This is a genomic window from Amycolatopsis sp. NPDC114503 (assembly GCF_055633655.1).
Genome location: NZ_JBVKDT010000001.1, coordinates 437,228 through 457,384, shown reverse-complemented (window position 1 = coordinate 457,384; position 20,157 = coordinate 437,228). Strand labels below are relative to the sequence as shown.

Below are 20,157 nucleotides of genomic sequence, written 5' to 3'. Positions count from 1 at the left end.
AGCTGGGCGGGGGCAACGGTGAGCGACGGCAACTACTTCGACGGCCAGGCGGACAAGGTCTTCCAGGCGCGCAACGTCTACGGCGACGTGCATTTCCACGGGCCGCAGCAGCCCGCGGTGCCGGCGTTGCAGGTCCAGGCGCCGCCGGAGCATTACCGGAACAACGAGCGCCAGCTGGCTACGCTCACTCGAATTCATGACGAGGCGCTGGATCGGGTAGCGATCGCGATCGTGCGGGGTGCGCCGGGCAGTGGGCGGACGACGCTGTGCGAAACCTGGTTGCATCAGCATCAGGACCGGTTCGACCGGTTCTACGACGTGCGCGTGGGCCACCGGGCGGGTGCTGACGTGCTGGCCGAGTTGCTGTCCAAGCTGGGCTACGGGCCGGACGAGATGCAGGCGAGTCTCGAGGGGCGCGTGGCGATGTGGCGGTCGCAGACCGCCAAGTTCAAGGTCGCGCTGCTGGTCGACGACGCGTTGAGCGCGGCGGAGGTCAAGGCGCTGCTGCCGACGCACCCCGGTTCGTACGTGCTCGTGGTCGGGTCTGGGCTGGAGGCGCTGCGTGCCCGGTATTCCGCTCGCGAGGTCGAGCTGGAACCGTTGAGCGACGAGGCGGCGCTGGGTGTGCTGACGGCACTGGTAGGCGAGGAAAAGCTCGCCGGGGAGCCGGAACAGCTGAAAGAACTGCTGCGGATCTGCGCGGGATCCGCAGCGGAACTCAACGTCGCGGGCGTGCTCCTCACCCGGCAGGGCGGGACGGTGCGGCGGCTGGTCGCGCGGATCCGGGCGAAAGGCGCGCTGGCCAGCGCGGTGTACGACGTCGCTTACGAGCAGATGGACGAGCGTGAGCAAGCGGCGTACCGGGTTTTCGGCGCGCATCCGGGCGATGGCGCCGTTCGGCTGGAAACCGTGGCGGCGCTCCTCTCCCTCGACGAGTACGACGCTGAGGACACGCTGCAGAAACTGGTATCTGCCAAGTTGATCGAGGTCATCCGGGGTCGATACCGGATGTCCGAGCTGGCGCGGATGCACGCCGCGGCGCTGGCCGGCGAGCTTTCCGAGGTGGTGGTCGGGTACTACGCCGAGCAGGGGCTCCGGATCGCGGAACGCGCGCTGTCTACTGGCTGGCCGGAGAAGATCTGGCCGGGCTTCACTCCGGCGCCGGCCGAGGTGGATGCCTGGGAGTGGTTGTTCGACGAGCAGGCGAACCTGGTTGCCGCGGCGGAGGTCGCGTTGCAGGAGGGGGCGCACGAGGACGTCATCCGGCTGGCGAGGGCGTTATGGCCGGTCTACAAAGACGGCGCTTACCCCGTCGAGCTGTTGGCCGTGAGCCAGGACGCGGTCCGGGCCGCGCAGGCCGCCGCGATGCCGCTTGCCGAGGGGTTGGTCCGTACCCAGCTCGGGTTCGCTCAGATGCAGCGGCGTGATTGGGCGGCGGCACTGGGGCAGTACGCCGCGGCGGCCGAGTTGGCCACGACGCCGGAGGAACACGCGTCCGCGCTGGAAGCGCGCGGCCTCGCGTTCTTCGAGCCCGGGTTGATCGCGCAACAGCAGGGACGGCCGGACGACGCGGCTTCGTTGTGGGACCAGGCGGAAGTCTGCTTTCGGGAAAGCCTTGCGCTTGCCGAACAGATCGGGAAGCGTCGTCGGCTCGCGTTGATCCGGATGCATCTGGCCAAGGTCGTGCCGCCGGAGGAGGCGGCGACCCTGCTGGCGCAAGCGGAGCAGGGGCTGAAGAACGAGCCGGGCAATCTGGTGAAGATCCGGCTGTGGCAGGGGCGGAAGCTGATCGAGGCTGGTTCGTACGAGGAAGGCGCGGCTGTGCTGGCCGAACTCGACTCGGCGGCGGAAGGGCTGCGGATGCACCGCGAACGCATTGCCGCCTTGCGCTCCCGTGCGGAGGCGGCGCTGGCCCGCGGGTTCCGCGATCAGGCGAAGGCGCACGCGAACGACGCGCTGAACATCGCCCGGATGCACGGATTCACGGCCGAGGCGACCGATTTGCTGATCTGGATCGAACAGCTCTGACTATCCATAGTGGACGGTAAGCCGGGCTTCGTGCTTGCGGCCGCCCGCGGTGAACGGGAGCTGTTCGGGGAAGTCGAGGCCCAGTTGGTCGCGCGTGTACAGCAGCGACGGCACGGCCTGCGGCAGGTCGGTGCCGGTGAAGGAGACGACCAGGCCGTCGCGGCTCCCGGCCAGCCATCCTGATCCGGCTGGGCAGGCGGCCCATTCGCAGCCGGGGAATTCGGCGAGGGTGAGGGCGATCCAGCGGCCGGGGTCGGGGAATCGGTCGCCCAGCACGATGTCGGCGCGGCGCAGCAGGCGCGGGTCGGGGCCGTCGACGTGGACTACTAGGTGGGCGTCGGGTTGGGCCTCAGGTGTGGTGGCGGCGAATCTGGTGACTTCGTCGCCGCGGACCTGGACCCATTGTGCGCCGGGCTCGGGGCGCTGGACGCGCGGCAGCGGGAACGCGATGAATCCGGCTGGTTGGGCTGGTGGCGCTAGTTGGAGAGTGCGGTAGCCGAGGTCGGTCAGCAGCGCTGCGGACTGGCCGGGGACGCTGGTCGCGAGGGAGGTCGCGGCGACCAGGTCTGCGGGCTGGGTCGCGGTGCGCAGTTGGTCGGCCAGGTTTTCGTCGGTCAGCGAGGGGGCGGTGCGCAGCAGGGCGGCTACCGGGGAATCCGGGTCGACGGCTTCGTGCGGTGCGGCGGCCAGCAGGACTGGGGTGCCCAGGCAGGCGGAGTAATACGTGACGGAGCCGTGGTCGCCGATGGTGACGTCGGCGGCTACTGCGGCTGGTTGCCACAGATCTTCTTCCGGGAGGACGATTACGCCCGCTCGTTCGCAGTCTCGCAGCCACATTTTCAGTTGCCACGGATAATGGCCTTGGCCGATATTGGGATGCAGGGCGAGGACGACGGCGAATTCGTCCAGGGGGAGTTGCCGCGCGATTCGGGCGGGGAGGTCTGGGCCGGATCCGTAGGACGAGAGGTGGCCCCAGGTGGACGAGATCAGCACCAGGGTTTGCTCGCCGGTTACGCCGAGGGCCTGGCGGTAGGATTCGCGCAGCTCCCGGGCGTCTCGCAGGCGGTCCAGGCAGGAGTCTCCGGCGATGACGGCGTGGTCGGCGGCCTGCGGACAGTACTGCCGCAGCCGGGTGAGCTGCTCGGGGTGGGACAGGACGTGATGTTCGGCGATCACCTCGCCGTTATGCATCAGCCATTGCTCGGACAACCCGAAAACCGGTTTCCGGTTTCCGGTTTCCGGTTTCCGGTTTCCGGTTTCCGGTTTCCGGTTTCCGGTTTCCGGTTTCCGGTTTCCGGTTTCCGGTTTCCGGTTTCCAAGAACTTATTATACCCCATTCCGTGCGGCAAAACCGTCAACGGAGCACGCAATTTATGCAAATCCCCGCCATAACTGGCAGCCAACGCCCAGTCGAAGTCCTCCGCCACGACGTCTTCCCACGGCACCAGCGGGATCCCCCGCGCCGCGAGGTACTCCTCCGTCCCCCGGGTGAACGCGCTCGAATCCGGGCACGTGAACACCACCTGCACCCGCGGATCGCCCGCGAACAACGGCAGCACGTCCAGCAGCCGGGTCGCCGCGGTGACGTTGTGCACTACCGCCAGCAGTGTGCGTTCCGTAGGCACAGTGCGCCATCGGGGCGGCACGGGGAACGACGACGACGGCACGGAGAGCGATCCTACCGATCGCGCTCCGTGCCGGTCGCTCAGAAAGCCTCAGAGGCTGATATTGCCTTGTACGTCACGCAGCTGGACGACCTTGGCCCCTTCGGCCACGGTGCCCACGTGGTTCGTCACCCCGCCGCTGCGCGCCTCCTGGTGCACCTCGAACTCGGTGCGCAGCGCCGCACCGAACTCCGGGTCCTGGCGGCTGGCCTCGTCGAGGCGTTCGGCCAGCGCGGTCACCGTGGCCGGGTTGTCGGGGGTGGCCGCCTCCAGTTCCGCGGTCGCCTTGCTGTTGCCGGAGAACTTGCGCTTGACCAGGTCATACAGCCCGGTCGCGGCCTTCGTGGCCAGCGCGGTGGCGACAGCGGTCAGGATCGGCTCGGGCATGCGACTCTCCTCAGGTCGGCGGCCCTTCCACCGTACTCACTTCGCGTGCTCGTCGATCCACTCGGCGATCACGTCGATACGCGACGTCGTTTCCGCGCCGGTGTGCGGGCAGTCCGGGCCGTTGTTCTCGATCGAGATCAGCTTGCCGTCGGCGAAATACGGCGCGCCGGTGTCGAAGGCGCACGCGCTGGTGGACGCCGAGGGCGCGACGCCGTGAATGCCGACTGTCGTGCCGCCGACCGACGAGATCTTCATCGTGCCCTGCTGCAACTGCTTGGACGGCACCGGATTCTGCGCGGTTCGGCTGCCCCAGCCGGCCAGCGTCACCTGCTGTCCGACGCCTGGCACCAGGTGGTTCGCCGCGAGCGGCGTAACGCCGGAGACCGGGCTGTCCAGTTGCGCCAGCGCGACGTCGTTCGGGCCGGCCTGCAGGACCTGCGTGACCTTGCGCTGGACGCCTTTTTCCTTGGTCTCGTCGACCAGGCCCAGCGACACCGTCGTCGGGTACGGCACCGGGCCGGACACCCGGTTCTTGTTGGCGTCGTGGAAACAGTGGCCGGTGGTGACGATCCACTGCGGCGCGACGAGCGCTGCCGAACAGAAGCTCGAGTACGTGCTTCCGTTCGGCAGCGGGATTCCGGTCATGCTCAGCTTCGCGGCGAAGCCGAATTGGCCGGCTGGGACATCAGAGCCGTTCGCGACGGCCAGAGCCGGGCTCGCGGTGAGGATGGGCAGGAGAACTGCTGCGGAGATCGCGGCGCGGACGCGCATTCTGTCCCTTCGTCCGGGTCACCGGCGGACGCCGATGAACTCGGCCTTCCACGCTAACGACACCGTCCGCGATGCGGAATTCCCTTGATGGGCGACGAAAACCGACCGATCTCGCGACTTGCCCTCACTGGGTGTGCGAGGCGATCCAGTCCTTGAGGATGTCGACGCGCGCGGTCGTCTCCGGGGTGGCGTGGGGGCAGTCCGGGCCGGTCGACTCGACCGAGATGATGCGGCCGGTGTGGTCGCCGTCGTCGACGAAGTACGGCGCGCCCGAGTCGTAGCTGCACGCGCTGGTGTCCTTCTTCGGCGCGACCCCGATGATGCTCGCGGTGGTGGCGTCGGAGCCGACGACCTGCATCTCGCCCTGCTGCAGCTTGTCCGACGGCTTCGGCGAAACCTCGGTGAGGCTGCCCCATCCGGCGAGCAGCACCTTCTGGCCGGTGGTCGGCGCGGCGGGCGACACGGTCAGCGGCTTGATGTCGGTGACCGGGGAGTCGAGCTTGGCGATCGCGACGTCGTTGACGCCCGCCTGCTGCACCTCGGTGACGTTGCGCCGTTCGCCCTTGCCCGGCTCGTCGGTGGTCGCGCCGAGAAGCACCGAAGTCCCGTACGGCACCGGGCCGGAGACCGGCTTGCGGTTGACGTCGTGGAAACAGTGCCCGGCGGTGATGATCCATTGCGGCGCGATGAGCGAACCCGAGCATCCGCTCGAATAAGTGGTGCCGTCCGCCTTCGGGATGACAGGCATGGACAGCTTGGCCGCGAACGGATACTCGCCGGGCGCCACATCGTTGCCGTTCGCGACCGCGGACGCGGGGGCCGCGACAGCTAGCGCGGCGCCGGCGGCGAGGAAGGCAGCGGAAAGGGCGGCACGCAAACGCATGAAATATCCTCCGGAAGACGACTACTCAATGCGAACGTAGGCGTCTCCGGTTTCCCCCGAAAGGGGGATCAGCCGGGGCTGCCCGATCGGGCTTGCCCGGCTGCCCGCGTTTTCTTGAATCAGCTCACGCCGACGAGGTCGACGACGAAAATCAGCGTTTCGTTCGGCGCGATCACGCCGCCCGCGCCGCGTTCGCCGTACGCCAGGTGCGGCGGGATCACGAGCTGGCGGCGGCCGCCGACCTTCATGCCGGTCACGCCCTGGTCCCAGCCCGGGATGACCTGTCCGGCGCCGAGCTGGAAATCGAGCGGCGCGCCGCGGTCGTAGGAGGCGTCGAATTGCGCGCCGGTGGAGTGCGAGACCCCTACGTAGTGCACGCTGACAGCATTGCCCGATTGTGCTTCGGGGCCGTCGCCGACGGTGATGTCTTTGATCTGCAGCTCGGCGGGCGGCGGTCCGTCCGGGCGGTCGACTTGGGGCTTTTCCACGCTCATGGGGCTCACGGTACCTATCGGTCAAACGCCGCGCTGGATGGACCGCTACCAGGGAGGACTACTCCCAACGAGGGGATAAACGCGAAAACTCTTCACATGTGCCCTACCCGTCGGTAGCGTGCGCTGGGTCACCCTGGGGAATCCTTCGTGGACGGAGTGCGGAATGCGACGACGCATCCCAATCCTGGCCGCGGGCGCGGTAGCCGTGCTCACGGCCGGGCTAGTGCAGATCGGGACCGCGGCACCGGCTTCCGCCGCGTTGCCCGGCAACGACTATTGCGCGGGCCAGTGCAACGACATCCTCCCGCCCGGCGAGAACGGCAGCGCGACGCTCGCCGAAATCCTCGCCAACAAGGCGTTCGGCACGCAGCCCGGGCACGCGGACGACCAGCTCGGCAAATACGCCGACCTGGCGGGCGGATACAAGACGCTGACGACCGACACGATCGGCAAATTCTTCAACGATTCGTCCTTCGGCGTGCCCGCCGACCAGGTCGCGAGCACGCTGAAGCCGCGCGACGACGTGACGATCACGCGCGACAAGGCCACCGGCGTCCCGCACATCCAGGGCACGACGCGCTCCGGCACCGAGTACGGCGCGGGATACGCGGCGGCGCAGGATCGCTTGTGGCTCATGGACATCATGCGGCGGGTCGGGCGCGGCCAGCTCACGTCGTACGCCGGCGGCGCGGAAGCGAACCGCGAGCTGGAGCAGTCTTTCTTCGCCTCCGCGCCCTACACCGAGGACGAGCTGCAGCAGCAGATCGACGCGGTGGCGGCGAGCGGTCCGCGCGGCAAGCAGGGCCTTGCCGACGCGCAGGCGTACATCGAAGGCATCAACAAATACATCACCGATTCGCACAACGGCCGGTACTTCCCGGGCGAATACGTGCTCACCGGGCACGTCGACGCGATCACCAACGCGGGCACCATCGAACCGTTCAAGCTCACTGACCTCGTCGTGCTCGCCTCGGTGGTCGGCGCGCAGTTCGGCGCCGGCGGTGGCGGCGAGGTGCAGAACGCGGTCGCGAAGCTGGCGCTGCAGGAGAAGTACGGCGTCGAGCAGGGCGAAAAGGTGTGGCAGAGCCTGCGCGCCGCGGATGATCCCGAGGCCGTGAAGACCCTGCACGACGGGCAGAATTTCCCGTACGGCAACACTCCGGCGAACCCGCAGGGCGCGGCGTTGCCGGACAAGGGCTCGGTGACGAACCAGCAGCTCGTGTTCGACCAGACCGGCTCGGCGGCCTCAGCGAAGGCCGAAAAGGTCAAGGTTCCCGCGCCGAAGGACCAGGAATCCGCGCGCGGCATGTTCGACAACGGCGTGCTGCCGGGCAACATGCTCAAGGAAAAGCACGGCATGTCCAACGCGCTGCTGGTGTCCGGCGCGAAGACCGCCAGCGGACATCCGGTCGCCGTGTTCGGTCCGCAGACCGGGTATTTCGCGCCGCAGCTGTTGCTGCTGCAGGAAATCCAGGGTCCGGGCATCAGCGCGCGGGGCGCGTCGTTCGCCGGGATCAGCATGTACGTGCTGCTCGGGCGCGGCCAGGACTACTCGTGGAGCGCGACGACCGCGGCGCAGGACATCATCGACACCTACGCGCTGCCGCTGTGCGACCCGAGCGGCAAACCGGCCACAAAGGACTCGAACTACTATCTGTACCAGGGCAAATGCCTCCCGATGGACACCGTGGAGCGCAAGAACGCCTGGTCGCCGACGGTCGCGGACGGCACCGCCGCCGGGTCCTACACCCTGCGCAGCTACCGCACGAAGTACGGCCCGGTGACCTCGCGGGCGATGGTGGACGGGAAGCCGGTGGCGTATTCGTCGCTGCGGTCCTCGTACATGCACGAGGTCGATTCGCTGATCGGGTTCCAGGAGTTCAACGACCCGGGCTACGTCAAATCGGCCGCGGACTTCCAGCGCGCCGCGAACGACGTCAACTTCACCTTCAACTGGTTCTACGCCGATTCGAAGGACATCGCGTACTTCAACTCCGGCGCGAACCCGGTGCGCAATTCCACTGTGGACCCGATGATGCCGACGTGGGGCGACCGCGGGTTCGACTGGTCGGGCTGGAACCCGGCGGGCAACAAGGCCGACTACACGCCCGCGTCCCAGCATCCGCAGTCGGTGAACCAGGACTACTACATCAGCTGGAACAACGCGCAATCCAACGGTTACGCGTCCGGCGGTGCGGACAAGTCCGCCGTGCACCGCGCCGACCTGCTCGACGCGCGGGTCAAGGGCCTGCTTTCCAGCGGCACCAAGGTGACCCGGGTGAACCTGACCCAGGCGATGGAGGACGCGGCGCTGGCCGACCTGCGGGCGGAGAAGGTGCTGCCGTTGCTGCTGCAGGTGCTCGACAAGGCCCCGCTCACCGGCGCCGCGGCGGACGCCGAGGCGAAGCTGAAGACGTGGATGGAGCACGGCCACCAGCGCGTCGAATCCAGTCCGGGCAGCAAGACCTACAACGACGCCGACGCGATCCGGATCATGGACGCGTGGTGGCCGCTGCTGGTCACCGGCGAGTTCAAACCGTCGATGGGCGACGACGCGTTCGGCGCGATGACCAACGTGCTGCAGATCAACGAAAGCCCGTCCGGCTTCCAGAACGAGACGCCGGGCAAGCACGTCGGGCAGCCGCACCAGGGTTCGGCCTATCAGCACGGCTGGTGGGGTTACGCCAGCAAGGATCTCCGCACGGTGCTCGGACAGCCGGTGGCGGGCCCGCTCGGCGCGAAGTTCTGCGGCGGCGGCGACCTGACCGCGTGCCGGCAGACGCTGGTCGACTCGCTGACCACTGCTGCCGGTCAGCCCGCGAACACCGTGTACCCGGGTGACGGCGACTGCTCGGCGGGCGACCAGTGGTGCGCCGACTCGATCGTCCAGCGTCCGCTGGGCGGCATCGCGCACGGCAAGATCAGCACGCAGAACCGGCCGACGTTCCAGCAGGTCGTCGAGTATCCGGCGCATCGCGGCGACAACGTCTCGAACCTCGCGGCGGGCAAGCCGGTGAACGCCTCCAGCGCGGAAACCGGGTTCTACAACTCGCCTGCTTCGAACGCCGTTGACGGAAACCCGGGTACGCGCTGGGCGAGCGATTGGAACGACAACCAGTCGATCACCGTGGATCTCGGCTCGGTGCAGCAGGTTTCGCGCGCGGTGCTGTCGTGGGAGAAGGCGTACGCGAAGGGGTACAAGATCCAGCTGTCCACGGACGGCACCGACTGGCACGACGCGGCCGTGGTGACGGACGGGAACGGCGGGGCGGACAACGTCTCGTTCGCGCCTTCGGACGCGCGCTTCGTTCGGATGCAGGGGGTCTCGCGCGGGACTAAGTACGGGTATTCGCTGTATGAGTTCGAGGTTTACGCGCACTGACTTCGGTCGCGACTCAAGTGACGATGAGGACCGCTCCGGCCAGCATGATTGGCCGGGGCGGTGCTTCACGCCCGCCGTCGCGGTCCGGCCGTGGGAACCGCGGCTGTCGCGCGCTGTCTACCTGCACTATCGCCCAGCCGACCAGGACGCTGCCCACTTTGTGGAACACCTGACCACCTGGTGATATTCGTCGCCTGCCGTTGGAGCGGCCGCGAAGTTACCGTGTCCGCATGGACGACTGGACTCCGCGGACCCGCGCGATCGCGGCGGGCCGGCCGCACGGCCCCGGCGAGCCGCTGAACACGCCCATCGTGGCCACGAGCACCTTCGAGGCCGGCGGCGACGCGGTGTATTCGCGCTCCGACGGCACGGCCACTTGGGACTCTTTCGAGGAGGTCGTCGGGTCGCTTGAGGGCGGCACTGCGGTCGCCTTCGCGTCAGGGGTCGCCACGTTGTCCGCGGTGCTGGATTCGTTGCCGGTCGGGTCGACGGTTGCGGTTCCGTCGTTCAGTTACGCCGTCACGCGCGGAGCGTTGAAGCACGCACAGCAGATCGGTCGTCTCACGGTCACCGAATTGGAGCCGACGGACACTCAGGCGTGGCTCGACTGCGACGCCGATCTGTTGTGGCTCGAATCGCCGACTAACCCGACGCTTGACGTGATGGAGATCGAGACCATCGCGCGCGGCACGCGGGGTCGCGTAGTCGTCGACAACACCTTCGCGACTTCGCTGCATCAACAACCACTGTCGCTCGGCGCGGACATTGTCGTGCACAGCGCGACGAAGCTCATTGGCGGACACAGCGATCTTCTGCTCGGCGTCGCGGTCGCAGCCGAGCAGAAGATCGTGGACGAGCTTCGCGCGGCGCGGACTCGGGTCGGCGCGACACCGGGTGCGCTCGAAACGTGGCTTGCGTTACGGGGATTGCGGACGCTTCCGGTGCGGCTCGCCGAGCAAACTCGCACCGCCGAGTTGCTGGTGTCCCGGTTGGCGGAACACCCGGCGGTAACAAAGGTTCGCTACCCCGGTTTCGGGATGATGGTGGCGTTCGAGGTCGCCGACGCCGACGCGGCGGACAAGGTGTGCGCGGCCGTCCGGCTGATCCGGTCGGCGACGAGTCTCGGCGGGGTAGAAAGCCTGGTGGAACGGCGTGCGTGGCTTCCCGGCGAGGAGCGCGTGCCGCCGGGGCTCATCCGGTTCTCCGTCGGATTGGAAGACCCGGAGGACCTGTGGCGGGATTTGCTGACCGCGCTCGGCTGAATTCCGCCATTCTTTAACGAGGGCTGTGCGGGTTGCCCGGCGACTGTTACGGTATGGGCACGACAGGCCGGATTCCCGGCAATCGGGCGAAATCATCGCCACCGCGAAGGCGTTCGTTACGTCTTTCCCTCGTGTCATTAATCACCGGCTAAAGAGTTACCCCTTTGGGCTGAATTTCGACAGGATCAGCGGGCGCGGTGGGGGTCATCGCGCTTTTCCTCAGAGGGGTAATCATCTTGAAGAAGACCCTGGGCAGACTCGCGGGCGCTGTGCTCGCGGGCGCCCTGATCAGCCTTGCCGTCGCGCCCGCCGCGAACGCGGAGGAGGCCTCGGCGACGACGTCCGCTTCGGCGCCGGCCTCCTCGGGCGAGACGGCTCCCGCCTCGCAGCCTCCGGCCAGCGAGACCGGCAAGCCGAGCGAGACCGGCGCGCCGAGCGAGACGGGCAAGCCGACCGAGACCGGCAAGCCGACTGAGACGGGCAAGCCGACTGAGACGGGCAAGCCGACCGAGACCGGCAAGCCGACCGGCACCAGCAAGCCGACCACGCCGACCTCCTCGGAGACTTCCACTCCGGCCGAGCCGCCGTACGTGGACGACACCGGCTCCGGCTTGGACCTCGCCGACGGCTACGGCTACGTCGAGATCTCGTGCGCCGCGGGCGAGCCGACCGGCCTGCACTCCAACGACTTCGACATCGTCGAGGGCCCGCACCAGGACGAGGTCGACGGCCGCTACTGGGGCTGGATCGTCAAGCGCCACGAGGGTGTCTCCTTCGAGAGCGGCACCGTGCGCGCGGTCTGGACCTGCGGCGGCAAGCCGACCGACGGCGGAACGGTTCCCCCGGCCGGCGGCGCGGGCGCGGGTTCGGCCGGCACCACCGGCGGACACGGCGACTCGCAGGTGAAGTACACGCCGAAGCGCGGCATCGAGACCGGCTTCGGGGGCATGGCCGCCTGATGACCAGGAAGTTCGGGCAGGGCGCCGCTCTCGCGGGCGCTCTGCTCCTCTCCCTCTCGCTGAGCGCGTGCGGCTCGGACGCCCCGGCGGCCCCGGCCGCGCAGGCCCCGGCCAGCGCGGCGGTCCCGGTGACCAAGCCGTTCACCGGGCTGCGGCCGACGTCGGTCGAGATCCCGAAGATCGGCGCGAAGTCGTCGCTGATCACGGTGATGCCCAACAAAGAGGGGCAGATCTCGGTGCCTTCGGTGAAGAACCCGATGCAGGCCGCGTGGTACCGGCTCTCGCCGGTGCCGGGCGACGTGGGCCCCGCGATCGTGCTCGGGCACGTCGACGGCGACCACAAGCCGGGGATCTTCTACAAGCTCAAGGACGTGAACCCCGGCGACGAGGTCGACGTCGAACGCAGCGACGGCAAGAAGCTGAAGTTCGTCGTGGACCGCAAGGAACAGGTCCCCAAGGACACGTTCCCCACCCAGGCCGTCTTCGGCAACACCGACAAACCGCAGCTGCGCATCATCACCTGCGGCGGCGTGTTCGACCACGCCGAGCACAGCTACAAAGACAACATCGTGGTGTACGCGAACCTGGTCTCCTGACTCAGGCCAGCAGCGGAGTGAGCAGCGGTCGCTGCTCCTTCGGCACGTATTCCGCGTAGTTGTCATACAGCGCTTGACGCGCCAGCCGCGCCGCCGACTTCCCGTCGGCGGCGCGGATCGCGTTCAGCACCTCTTCGTGGTGCCGCAGCCACGATCGCATCAGGGTGCCGCGGTCGTTGGCGTGGCTGAGTTTGTCCTCGATCAATTCCAGGACTACCCCGCGGACCACTTCGCCGCTGACTACCAGTAGCGGATTCCGTGACACTTGGGCAATCACGTCATGGAATGCGACGTCCGCGCGACTGAATTCGGCGTATCCGTCCGCCGCCGCCATTCCTTCCAACGCAGTGTCGAGCGCGGTCAAATCCTCGGCGGTGCGCAGTTCCGCGGCCAGCAGGTGCGACGATCCGTCCAGCACCATCCGGAATTGCAGCAGTTCCGCCAGCCCGACGTGTTCCGCCCGCGCCAGCCGGTGCATCGACCGGTGCAACGCGCCCGGCGACGCGGCCAGCACCTCGGGCCCGCGCGGATCACCCGGCCGCGACCGGATCAGCTCGGCGGCCTGCAGCACCCGCAGCGCCTCGCGCACGGTCGACCGGCCGACGCCGAACTGCGTCATCAGCTCCCGCTCCCCGGGCAGCCGGTCACCGGGTTTGAGGCGGCCGCTCACCACGGCCTCCTCGATCTGCTCGACGATCCGCTCGTAGGCGCGGACCGGAGCCACCGGTTCGAACTTCATCTTGACCTCGGTGTCTGCCGGATGCGAGTCTGCTGTGAGGTTTACTGGTCAGACCAGTGTACTGAGCAGGAGGCGGAATGAAAGCCCGGAGCACTGCGGCGGCACTGGCGCTGCTGCTCGTGACGTCCGGCTGCTCGGCAGGCTCCAGCGCGAGTGTTTCCCCAGGTCCGGACACGCTTTCCGTCGGCTACACGGCGGAGCCGGCGAACTTCGACTTCACCCGTTCCGACGGCGTGGCCATCCCGCAGGCGCTGCTCTACAACGTCTACGAGGGCCTGGTGAAGCTCGACCCGCAGGGCCGGATCGTGCCGCTGCTCGCGAAGTCCTGGACGATCAGCCCGGACCGCAAGACCTACGACTTCCAGCTGCGGCAGGGCGTCAAGTTCAGCAATGGAGCGCCGTTCACCGCCTCCGACGTCCAGTTTTCGCTGATGCGGGTGAAGACCGACTGGACGATCTCGCTCAAATCGGCGATGGACGTCGTGGACCACGTCGAGGTCGTCGCGCCCGATCACGCTCGCGTGGTGCTGTCGAAACCCAGCAACGGCTGGCTGTTCAGCCTCACCAGCCGGCTCGGCGCGATGTTCAGCCCGACCGGCGTCGCGGATCTGGCGAACCATCCGGTCGGCACCGGACCGTACGAGGTGGCGTCGCGCCGTCGTGGCGATTCCATCGTGCTGCGGGAGAATCCGCAGTACTGGGGCCGGAAACCGGCGTATCGCACGGTCGTGCTCAAGTACTTCGCCGATCCGACCGCGCTCAACAACGCACTGCTGTCCAACGGAATCGACGTGATCTCCAATCTCACTTCGGCCGATTCGATCCCGCAGTTCCAGGGCGACGACCGGTTCACCGTGCAGCAGGGCACCACGAACAGCGAGGTCACGCTGGCGTTCAACGGCCGTCGCGCGCCGCTGAACGACGTGCGCGTCAGGCGCGCGCTCACCTACGCCATCGACCGGAAAGCCGTGCTGGACCTGGTCTTCAGCGGTCGCGGCACGCTCATCGGCAGCATGGTTCCGCCCACTGACCCGTGGTACGAGGACCTCTCGAAGGTCTATTCGTACGACCCGGCGAAGGCGAAGCAGCTTCTTGCCGAGGCGGGCGTGCACGATCTCAAGCTGCGGCTGCGGATTCCGAACCTGCCGTACGCGGTGTCGGCGGCGCAGGTGGTGCAATCGCAGCTGGCGGACGTCGGCGTCACCGCGACGATCGAGCCGCTCGACTTCCCGGCGGTGTGGCTCAAGCAGGTCTTCACCGACCACGACTACGACCTGTCGATCATCCAGCACGTCGAAGCCCGCGACATCTCGACGTTCGGAAAAGCCAAGTACTACTGGGGTTACGACAACAAACGCGTGCAACAGCTGCTGGCCGCGGCGGACAGCGGCACGCCGCAGGAGCAGGTCAGCGACATGAAGGAGGTCGCGCGGCAGCTGAACACCGACGCGGCCGCGGACTGGCTGTTCCTGTTCCCGAACGTCGTGGTCGCCAAGAAAAAGGTGACCGGGCTCGCGCGCAACCAGGTCAGCGAGTCGTTCGACTTGACCGCGGTGAGGCCGGCATGACCGCGCGCGTGCTCCGGCGGGTGGCCGTGTTCGCGGTGAGCCTGTTCGTGGCGTCCATTGTGGTGTTCCTGTTCATGGCGGGGCTGCCGGGCGATCCCGCGCAGGTCGCGCTCGGCGTGAACGCGACGCCGGAGCTGCTCGCGAAGACCCGCGCCGAATTCGGCATCGACCGGCCGCTGATCGAGCAGTACCTGAGCTGGATGGGCGGGGTGCTCCACGGCGACTTCGGCCGGTCGTACGTCACGCGCGAGGCGATCAGTCCGCAGCTGGTGGACCGGCTCGGGGTGACGTTGTGGCTGGTCGGCGCGGGAATGATCGTCGCGCTGGTGATCGCTTTGCCCGCCGGCGCGTTCGCCGCGGTGCGGCACCGGAAGGCCAGCGGTGTCGCGGTTTCCGGGCTGTCGCAGGTCGGCGTGGCGATCCCGGCGTTCCTGGCGGGCATCATCCTGGTGCAGATTTTCGCCGTGCAGCTGCGCTGGCTGCCGAGCGGCGGATGGACGCCACCGGATCAGGACGCGGGCGAGTTCCTGCGCGGGCTGATCCTTCCGGCGTTGTCCCTCGGCCTGGTGCAGGGCGCGGTGCTCACGCGCTACGTCCGGTCGGCAGTGCTCGACACACTCGGCCAGGACTACCTCCGCACCGCCCGTTCCAAGGGCTTGTTGCCTGGTCAGGCCCTGTTCCGGCACGGGTTGCGCAACGCGTCCGTCCCGGTGGTCACCGTGCTCGGCCTGCAGTTGACGACGCTGCTGATCGGCGCGGTCGTGGTGGAGCGGGTGTTCGTGCTGCCCGGGCTCGGCAGCATGCTGCTGGACGCGGTCGCACAGCGCGATCTGCTGACGGTGCAAGGGATCGTGCTGGTGCTGGTGGCCGGGGTGCTGCTGGTGAACTTCGTGGTCGACGTGCTGTATTCGGTGCTCGACCCGAGACTGCGGGGGTCCTGATGCGCCGCAACGGAAATCTCCTGCTCGGCGGGACGCTGGTCGCGCTCGTCGTGCTGGCCGCGCTGGTGTCGTTCGTCTGGACGCCGTACGACCCGGTGCAGGTCAACGCGGCGGACCGGCTGCTGGGCTTTTCGGCCGAGCATCTGTTCGGCACGGACAAATTCGGCCGCGACGTCTTCAGCCAGATCCTCGTCGGCGCGCGGACCACGCTGTACGTCGGCGTCGTCGCGGTCGGCATCGCGGCGGTGATCGGCACTCCGCTGGGCGTGCTGGCGGCGATGGCTCCGCGGTGGCTCGGCGAGTTCGTGATGCGGGTGAACGACCTGGTCCTCGCGTTTCCCGCGCTGTTGCTGGCGATCATGTTCGGCGCGGTCTTCGGCGCGGACACGCTCACCGCGATGGTCGCCATCGGCATCGCGACGATCCCGTCGTTCGCCCGCATCGCGCGGTCCGGCTCGCTGCAGGTGATGAGCAGCGAATACGTGCTGGCCGCCCGTGCCGGCGGACGGTCGCGGACGAGGATCGCCTGGGCGCACGTGCTGCCGAACATCGGCGGCCTGCTGATCGTGCAGGCGTCGGTGTCGTTCGCGATCGCGGTGCTGGCCGAGGCGGCGCTGTCGTTCCTCGGCTTCGGCACGCGTCCGCCGACGCCGTCGTGGGGCCGGATGCTGCAGGAATCGCAGGAATTGCTCACCGCGCAGCCGCGGCTCGCGCTGGTGCCCGGTGTCGCGATCGCGTTGGCAGTCCTCGGATTCAACCTTCTCGGCGACGGTCTGCGCGACCGTCTCGACCCCCGATTGGCGGCGCGGGTATGACGCTGACGGTGGAAAACCTGCAGGTCGCGGACCTCGTGCGCGGGGTTTCGTTCGAGCTGGGCGCGGGCGAGCGGGTCGGGTTGATCGGTGAATCCGGGTCCGGGAAATCGCTCACCGCGCTGTCGGTGCTGGGCCTGCTGCCGGAGGAGCTGTCGGCCACCGGCTCGGTGCGCCTCGACGGCCGGGAGCTGCTCGGTGCGTCCGAAAAGGACCTCTCCCGGTTGCGCGGCAACGGGATGGCGATGGTGTTCCAGGAGCCGATGACCGCGCTGAATCCGGCGATGCGGATCGGACGGCAGGTCACCGAGCCGTTCCGGGTGCACGGCCGCCGGGGGCGTCCGGCGGAGGAACTGCTGGCCGCGGTCGGATTGCCGGGGGTCGCGCGGGCGTATCCGCATCAGCTGTCCGGCGGGCAGCGGCAGCGGGTGGTGCTGGCGATCGCGCTGGCCAACGACCCGGCGCTGCTGATCTGCGACGAGCCGACCACCGCGCTGGACGTCACCGTGCAGGCGCAGATTCTGGCGCTCATCAGGGAACGGTTGTCGACGGAGAGCTCGCTGCTGTTCATCACGCACGATCTGGCGGTGGTGGCGCAGATGTGCGACCGGGTGCTGGTGATGCTCGACGGGTCCATTGTGGAGCATGGCTCGACGCGGGACGTTTTGACCGCGCCTCAGCATTCTTATACGCAGCGGTTGCTCGCGGCTTCCGATCTGGAGGGGGCGCGATGATCTCCGTACGGGATTTGGAACGGCGGTACGCGCGGCGGGACGTGCATGCGTTGCGCGGCGTGAGTTTCGACGTTTCCGCTGGTGAGCGGTTTGGGATCGTCGGTGAATCCGGTTCCGGGAAGTCCACCTTGGTGCGCCTGCTCGCCGCCTTGGACCGGCCGACCGCAGGCGCCGTGTCGTTCCAAGACCAGCGGATCGACTCGCTGCCCGAACGGAAACTGCGGTTTCTCCGCCGCGAAATGCAGATCGTGTTCCAGGATCCGATGGGCTCGCTCGACCCTCGGATGCGCGTGCGGGACATCGTGTCCGAACCGCTCGGCCGCCGGTCGCCGGAGCGGGTCGCGGAGCTGCTGACCGCCGTCGGACTGCCCGAGGACGCGGCGATGCGGTATCCGCACCAGTTCTCCGGCGGGCAGCGGCAGCGGATCTCGATCGCCCGCGCGCTCGCGCCCCATCCGAGTGTGCTGATCGCGGACGAACCGGTGAGCGCGCTGGACGTTTCGGTGCGCGCGCAGATCCTGGATCTGCTGGCCCGGCTGGTGGACGAGTTCTCGCTGACGTTGATTTTCGTCTCGCACGACCTCGGCGTGGTCCGGCACGTGTGCGATCGCGTCGCGGTGATGCGGCGCGGGGAGATCGTGGAAATCGGTGCGGTCGACCAGGTTTACGCCGAGCCGCAGCACGAGTACACCCGGGAACTGCTGGCCGCCGCGCCGAATCTGCGGACCGAGCTGGCCCGGTTGAAGGGAGAAACGGATGCCTGACTGCCCGGACGGCCTGCCGATTGGTCCCGGCTGGGTGTCCACAGTGGAATCTGCGGACATCGTGTTTCCCTATGACGGCAGCGTGATCGGCACCGCGCCGGTCGGTACTGCTGCGCTGGCCGCTCAGGCGATCGACGAAGCAGTAGCAGTGGCTCGTGAAGTTGCTTCGCTGCCTTCGCGGACTCGCCGGGCGCTGCTGAACGACGTGGCTTCGGCGGTGCGCGAGCGTCGCGCGGAGTTTGAGCAGCTTCTCGTGCTGGAGACCGGAAAACCGCTGGTCGACTGTCAGGTGGAGGTCGCGCGCACGATCGTCACCTGGGAAGCCGCGGCCGAGGAGGTGTCGCGGCTGCACGGCGAAACCGTGCCGCTCGACCTGCTGCCTTCGGGGGACGGGCTGGTCGGGTTCTGGAAGCGCAAGCCGATCGGCGTCGTGGTCGGGATCGCCGGGTTCAACTACCCGCTGCTGCTGGCATCGCACAAGATCGCGCCTGCGATCGCCGCTGGCTGTCCGGTGGTGGTGAAACCCGCGCCGCAAACCCCGTTGGCGACGCTGTGGCTGGTGCACCTGGTCCGCTCGCTGACCGATCTTCCCGCGATGGTTCAGCTGGTCACCGGAGACGCTTCGGTGGGATCGGCGCTGGTCACCGACCGGCGGATCGGGGCGGTGTCGTTCACCGGCTCGGCCGCCGTCGGGCACCAGATCGCCCGCGACGCCGCACCGACGAAGACCCTGCTGGAGCTGGGCTCGAACGCAGCGCTGGTCGTCAGCGAGGACGCCGACCTCGATGCCGCCGCCGATGCCGTGCTGCGCGGCGGGTTCTATGCGTCCGGACAAGCCTGCATTTCCGTACAACGCGTGCTGGCGGTGTCTTCCGTGGCCGCGGAATTCACCGGCAAGGTGCTCGCCCGGCTCGGCGAAGTGACCGTTGGTGATCCGCGTTCTCCCGAAACCCGCGTATCGGCGCTGATCGATGAACGCTCGACCGCCCGGGTCGCCGAGTGGGTCGACAAAGCGATCGCGGCAGGCGCTCAGCTGCTGGCCGGTGGTTCGGTGCGCGACGGCGTGCTGGAGCCGACGGTGCTCGCGGACGTCCCGGACGGCGTCGAATGCTGGGACGAGGAGATCTTCGGCCCGGTCGTCTGCCTGCGCACAGTGTCCGATGTGGACGAAGCGTTCGCCGCGGTCAACGCGTCGCGGTACGGGTTGCACGCGAGCGTGTACAGCCGCTCGCTGAAGACCGCGTTCCGTGCGCTGGACGAGCTGGAGGTCGGCGGGGTAGTGGTGAACGAGGTGCCGGGGTTCCGGTCCGACACGATGCCCTACGGCGGGGTCAAGGACTCCGGGATCGGCCGCGAGGGGCCGCGATTCGCCGTCGAAGAGCTGACCGTGACCAGGATGGCGGTGCTGCGCCCGTGAACTACGCCGGACTGTTCCGAATGGACGGCCGCCGGGCCGTCGTGCTCGGCGCGGGCAGCGGGATCGGCCGCGAAGCCGCCCGAGCGTTGGCCGCGCACGGTGCGTCGGTGATCTGCGCGGACCGTGACGTCGCCGCTGCCCGGGAGACCGGTGTCGGCGAGGCGTACGAGATCGACCTGCTCGCGCCGGGTGCCGTCGCTGCCGCCGCCACCGACTTGGGACCGCTGGACGCCGTCGTGCTGACCGCCGCCACCAACGTCCGGAAACGCCTGCTGGACTACACGCGCGAAGAGTTCGACCGCGTGGTGGAGCTGAACCTCGGCGTCGCCTTCGAGGTGCTGCGCGCGTTTGGTGCGCCGATGGTCGAGCAGGGCAGGGGAAGCATCATCGGCTTCTCCTCGATCCGCGGTACCACCGTCGAACCCGGACAAGGCCCGTACGCAGCAACGAAAGGCGGCTTAGTGCAACTCTTCCGCACTGCCGCCGCCGAGTTCGGACCGTCCGGCGTACGCGTCAACGCCATCGCCCCTGGCGTCGTAGAGACGCCTTTGACCGCACAGATCAAAGCGCGCCCCGACTGGTACGACGCCTATGCCCAGAAGGGCGCGCTCGGCCGCTGGGCGCGCGCGGACGAACTGGCCGGCGCTGTCGTGTACCTCGCTTCGGACGCTTCGACCTTCGTCACCGGCTCCGTGTTGGCTGTCGACGGCGGCTGGACCGCAGTCGACGGCCGCTTTGACCCACCCGCTTCGTGAA

19 protein-coding genes are annotated in these 20,157 nt (G+C 68.3%); 12 read left to right on the top strand and 7 right to left on the bottom strand.

Going from position 1 to position 20,157, the window contains the following annotated elements; genetic code table 11:
- Positions 1-18 precede the first annotated feature (18 nt).
- Positions 19-2,028, top strand: a complete 2,010-nt coding sequence (locus ACZ7OI_RS02280) for a hypothetical protein (protein WP_470262422.1) — start codon at positions 19-21, stop codon at positions 2,026-2,028.
- Here the strand turns inward: ACZ7OI_RS02280 and ACZ7OI_RS02275 are convergent, their stop codons facing one another.
- From ACZ7OI_RS02275 to ACZ7OI_RS02250, 6 genes are all read right to left on the bottom strand, one after another.
- Positions 2,029-3,219 (bottom strand): hypothetical protein, encoded by a 1,191-nt coding sequence (locus tag ACZ7OI_RS02275; protein WP_470262421.1) that lies wholly within the window; start codon positions 3,217-3,219, stop codon positions 2,029-2,031.
- A complete protein-coding gene (locus ACZ7OI_RS02270; RefSeq protein WP_470262420.1) occupies positions 3,219-3,695 on the bottom strand; it encodes a hypothetical protein in 477 nt (158 codons plus the stop codon). Before ACZ7OI_RS02270 ends, ACZ7OI_RS02275 begins: the two co-directional genes overlap by 1 nt.
- A gap of 48 nt (positions 3,696-3,743) precedes the next feature.
- Positions 3,744-4,079, bottom strand: a complete 336-nt coding sequence (locus ACZ7OI_RS02265; protein ID WP_093572255.1) for a hypothetical protein — start codon at positions 4,077-4,079, stop codon at positions 3,744-3,746.
- Positions 4,080-4,115: 36 nt separating this feature from the next.
- Positions 4,116-4,850, bottom strand: coding sequence for a S1 family peptidase (locus ACZ7OI_RS02260; protein WP_470262419.1), 735 nt, complete (start codon positions 4,848-4,850; stop codon positions 4,116-4,118).
- Positions 4,851-4,974: 124 nt separating this feature from the next.
- On the bottom strand, positions 4,975-5,733 hold the full coding sequence (locus tag ACZ7OI_RS02255) for a S1 family peptidase (protein WP_470262418.1): 759 nt from the start codon (positions 5,731-5,733) through the stop codon (positions 4,975-4,977).
- Positions 5,734-5,852: 119 nt separating this feature from the next.
- Complete coding sequence (locus ACZ7OI_RS02250; protein WP_470262417.1) at positions 5,853-6,227, bottom strand: FKBP-type peptidyl-prolyl cis-trans isomerase; 375 nt, start codon at positions 6,225-6,227, stop codon at positions 5,853-5,855.
- Positions 6,228-6,390: 163 nt separating this feature from the next.
- Between ACZ7OI_RS02250 and ACZ7OI_RS02245 the strand changes: the two genes are divergently transcribed.
- From ACZ7OI_RS02245 to ACZ7OI_RS02230, 4 genes are all read left to right on the top strand, one after another.
- On the top strand, positions 6,391-9,609 hold the full coding sequence (locus tag ACZ7OI_RS02245) for a penicillin acylase family protein (RefSeq protein WP_470262416.1): 3,219 nt from the start codon (positions 6,391-6,393) through the stop codon (positions 9,607-9,609).
- 230 nt (positions 9,610-9,839) lie between these two features.
- Positions 9,840-10,871 carry a trans-sulfuration enzyme family protein gene (locus ACZ7OI_RS02240; RefSeq protein ID WP_470262415.1) on the top strand — a complete coding sequence of 344 codons (1,032 nt, stop codon included), beginning with the start codon at positions 9,840-9,842 and terminating at the stop codon, positions 10,869-10,871.
- Between the two features lie 236 nt (positions 10,872-11,107).
- The gene (locus ACZ7OI_RS02235; RefSeq protein WP_470262414.1) at positions 11,108-11,830 is read left to right on the top strand and encodes a hypothetical protein; all 723 of its coding nucleotides are present in this window, start codon (positions 11,108-11,110) and stop codon (positions 11,828-11,830) included.
- A complete protein-coding gene (locus ACZ7OI_RS02230) occupies positions 11,830-12,426 on the top strand; it encodes a class F sortase (RefSeq protein WP_470262413.1) in 597 nt (198 codons plus the stop codon). Before ACZ7OI_RS02235 ends, ACZ7OI_RS02230 begins: the two co-directional genes overlap by 1 nt.
- Before the next feature lies 1 nt (position 12,427).
- On the opposite strand, the gene ACZ7OI_RS02225 is transcribed toward ACZ7OI_RS02230, so the two are convergent.
- Positions 12,428-13,165: a FadR/GntR family transcriptional regulator gene (locus tag ACZ7OI_RS02225; protein WP_470262412.1), complete on the bottom strand. Its 738-nt coding sequence runs from the start codon at positions 13,163-13,165 to the stop codon at positions 12,428-12,430.
- A 77-nt stretch (positions 13,166-13,242) separates the two neighbouring features.
- On the opposite strand from ACZ7OI_RS02225, the gene ACZ7OI_RS02220 reads away from it, so the two are divergent.
- Genes ACZ7OI_RS02220 through ACZ7OI_RS02190 form a run of 7 tightly spaced genes read left to right on the top strand, consistent with a single transcriptional unit; the run spans position 13,243 to position 20,156 of the window.
- On the top strand, positions 13,243-14,733 hold the full coding sequence (locus tag ACZ7OI_RS02220; protein WP_470262411.1) for an ABC transporter substrate-binding protein: 1,491 nt from the start codon (positions 13,243-13,245) through the stop codon (positions 14,731-14,733).
- Positions 14,730-15,674: an ABC transporter permease gene (locus ACZ7OI_RS02215; RefSeq protein WP_470262410.1), complete on the top strand. Its 945-nt coding sequence runs from the start codon at positions 14,730-14,732 to the stop codon at positions 15,672-15,674. Before ACZ7OI_RS02220 ends, ACZ7OI_RS02215 begins: the two co-directional genes overlap by 4 nt.
- Positions 15,674-16,489 (top strand): ABC transporter permease, encoded by an 816-nt coding sequence (locus ACZ7OI_RS02210; RefSeq protein ID WP_470262409.1) that lies wholly within the window; start codon positions 15,674-15,676, stop codon positions 16,487-16,489. The genes ACZ7OI_RS02215 and ACZ7OI_RS02210 overlap by 1 nt, the downstream gene beginning before the upstream one ends.
- Positions 16,486-17,220, top strand: coding sequence for an ATP-binding cassette domain-containing protein (locus tag ACZ7OI_RS02205; RefSeq protein ID WP_470262408.1), 735 nt, complete (start codon positions 16,486-16,488; stop codon positions 17,218-17,220). Before ACZ7OI_RS02210 ends, ACZ7OI_RS02205 begins: the two co-directional genes overlap by 4 nt.
- Positions 17,217-17,984: an ATP-binding cassette domain-containing protein gene (locus ACZ7OI_RS02200; protein ID WP_470262407.1), complete on the top strand. Its 768-nt coding sequence runs from the start codon at positions 17,217-17,219 to the stop codon at positions 17,982-17,984. The genes ACZ7OI_RS02205 and ACZ7OI_RS02200 overlap by 4 nt, the downstream gene beginning before the upstream one ends.
- Positions 17,977-19,401, top strand: coding sequence for an aldehyde dehydrogenase family protein (locus ACZ7OI_RS02195; RefSeq protein WP_470262406.1), 1,425 nt, complete (start codon positions 17,977-17,979; stop codon positions 19,399-19,401). Before ACZ7OI_RS02200 ends, ACZ7OI_RS02195 begins: the two co-directional genes overlap by 8 nt.
- Complete coding sequence (locus tag ACZ7OI_RS02190; RefSeq protein WP_470262405.1) at positions 19,398-20,156, top strand: SDR family NAD(P)-dependent oxidoreductase; 759 nt, start codon at positions 19,398-19,400, stop codon at positions 20,154-20,156. Before ACZ7OI_RS02195 ends, ACZ7OI_RS02190 begins: the two co-directional genes overlap by 4 nt.
- Position 20,157: the final 1 nt, after the last annotated feature.

What these genes read in the sequence shown, in the direction of transcription:
- ACZ7OI_RS02195 (WP_470262406.1), top strand. Translation starts at nt 17,977, where the DNA reads ATGCCTGACTGCCCGGACGGCCTGCCGATTGGTCCCGGCTGGGTGTCC.
- ACZ7OI_RS02210 (WP_470262409.1), top strand. Translation starts at nt 15,674, where the DNA reads ATGCGCCGCAACGGAAATCTCCTGCTCGGCGGGACGCTGGTCGCGCTC.
- ACZ7OI_RS02220 (WP_470262411.1), top strand. Translation starts at nt 13,243, where the DNA reads ATGAAAGCCCGGAGCACTGCGGCGGCACTGGCGCTGCTGCTCGTGACG.
- ACZ7OI_RS02205 (WP_470262408.1), top strand. Translation starts at nt 16,486, where the DNA reads ATGACGCTGACGGTGGAAAACCTGCAGGTCGCGGACCTCGTGCGCGGG.
- ACZ7OI_RS02260 (WP_470262419.1), bottom strand. Translation starts at nt 4,850, where the DNA reads ATGCGCGTCCGCGCCGCGATCTCCGCAGCAGTTCTCCTGCCCATCCTC.
- ACZ7OI_RS02255 (WP_470262418.1), bottom strand. Translation starts at nt 5,733, where the DNA reads ATGCGTTTGCGTGCCGCCCTTTCCGCTGCCTTCCTCGCCGCCGGCGCC.
- ACZ7OI_RS02230 (WP_470262413.1), top strand. Translation starts at nt 11,830, where the DNA reads ATGACCAGGAAGTTCGGGCAGGGCGCCGCTCTCGCGGGCGCTCTGCTC.
- ACZ7OI_RS02240 (WP_470262415.1), top strand. Translation starts at nt 9,840, where the DNA reads ATGGACGACTGGACTCCGCGGACCCGCGCGATCGCGGCGGGCCGGCCG.
- ACZ7OI_RS02245 (WP_470262416.1), top strand. Translation starts at nt 6,391, where the DNA reads ATGCGACGACGCATCCCAATCCTGGCCGCGGGCGCGGTAGCCGTGCTC.
- ACZ7OI_RS02200 (WP_470262407.1), top strand. Translation starts at nt 17,217, where the DNA reads ATGATCTCCGTACGGGATTTGGAACGGCGGTACGCGCGGCGGGACGTG.
- ACZ7OI_RS02275 (WP_470262421.1), bottom strand. Translation starts at nt 3,219, where the DNA reads ATGCATAACGGCGAGGTGATCGCCGAACATCACGTCCTGTCCCACCCC.
- ACZ7OI_RS02250 (WP_470262417.1), bottom strand. Translation starts at nt 6,227, where the DNA reads ATGAGCGTGGAAAAGCCCCAAGTCGACCGCCCGGACGGACCGCCGCCC.
- ACZ7OI_RS02225 (WP_470262412.1), bottom strand. Translation starts at nt 13,165, where the DNA reads ATGAAGTTCGAACCGGTGGCTCCGGTCCGCGCCTACGAGCGGATCGTC.
- ACZ7OI_RS02265 (WP_093572255.1), bottom strand. Translation starts at nt 4,079, where the DNA reads ATGCCCGAGCCGATCCTGACCGCTGTCGCCACCGCGCTGGCCACGAAG.
- ACZ7OI_RS02215 (WP_470262410.1), top strand. Translation starts at nt 14,730, where the DNA reads ATGACCGCGCGCGTGCTCCGGCGGGTGGCCGTGTTCGCGGTGAGCCTG.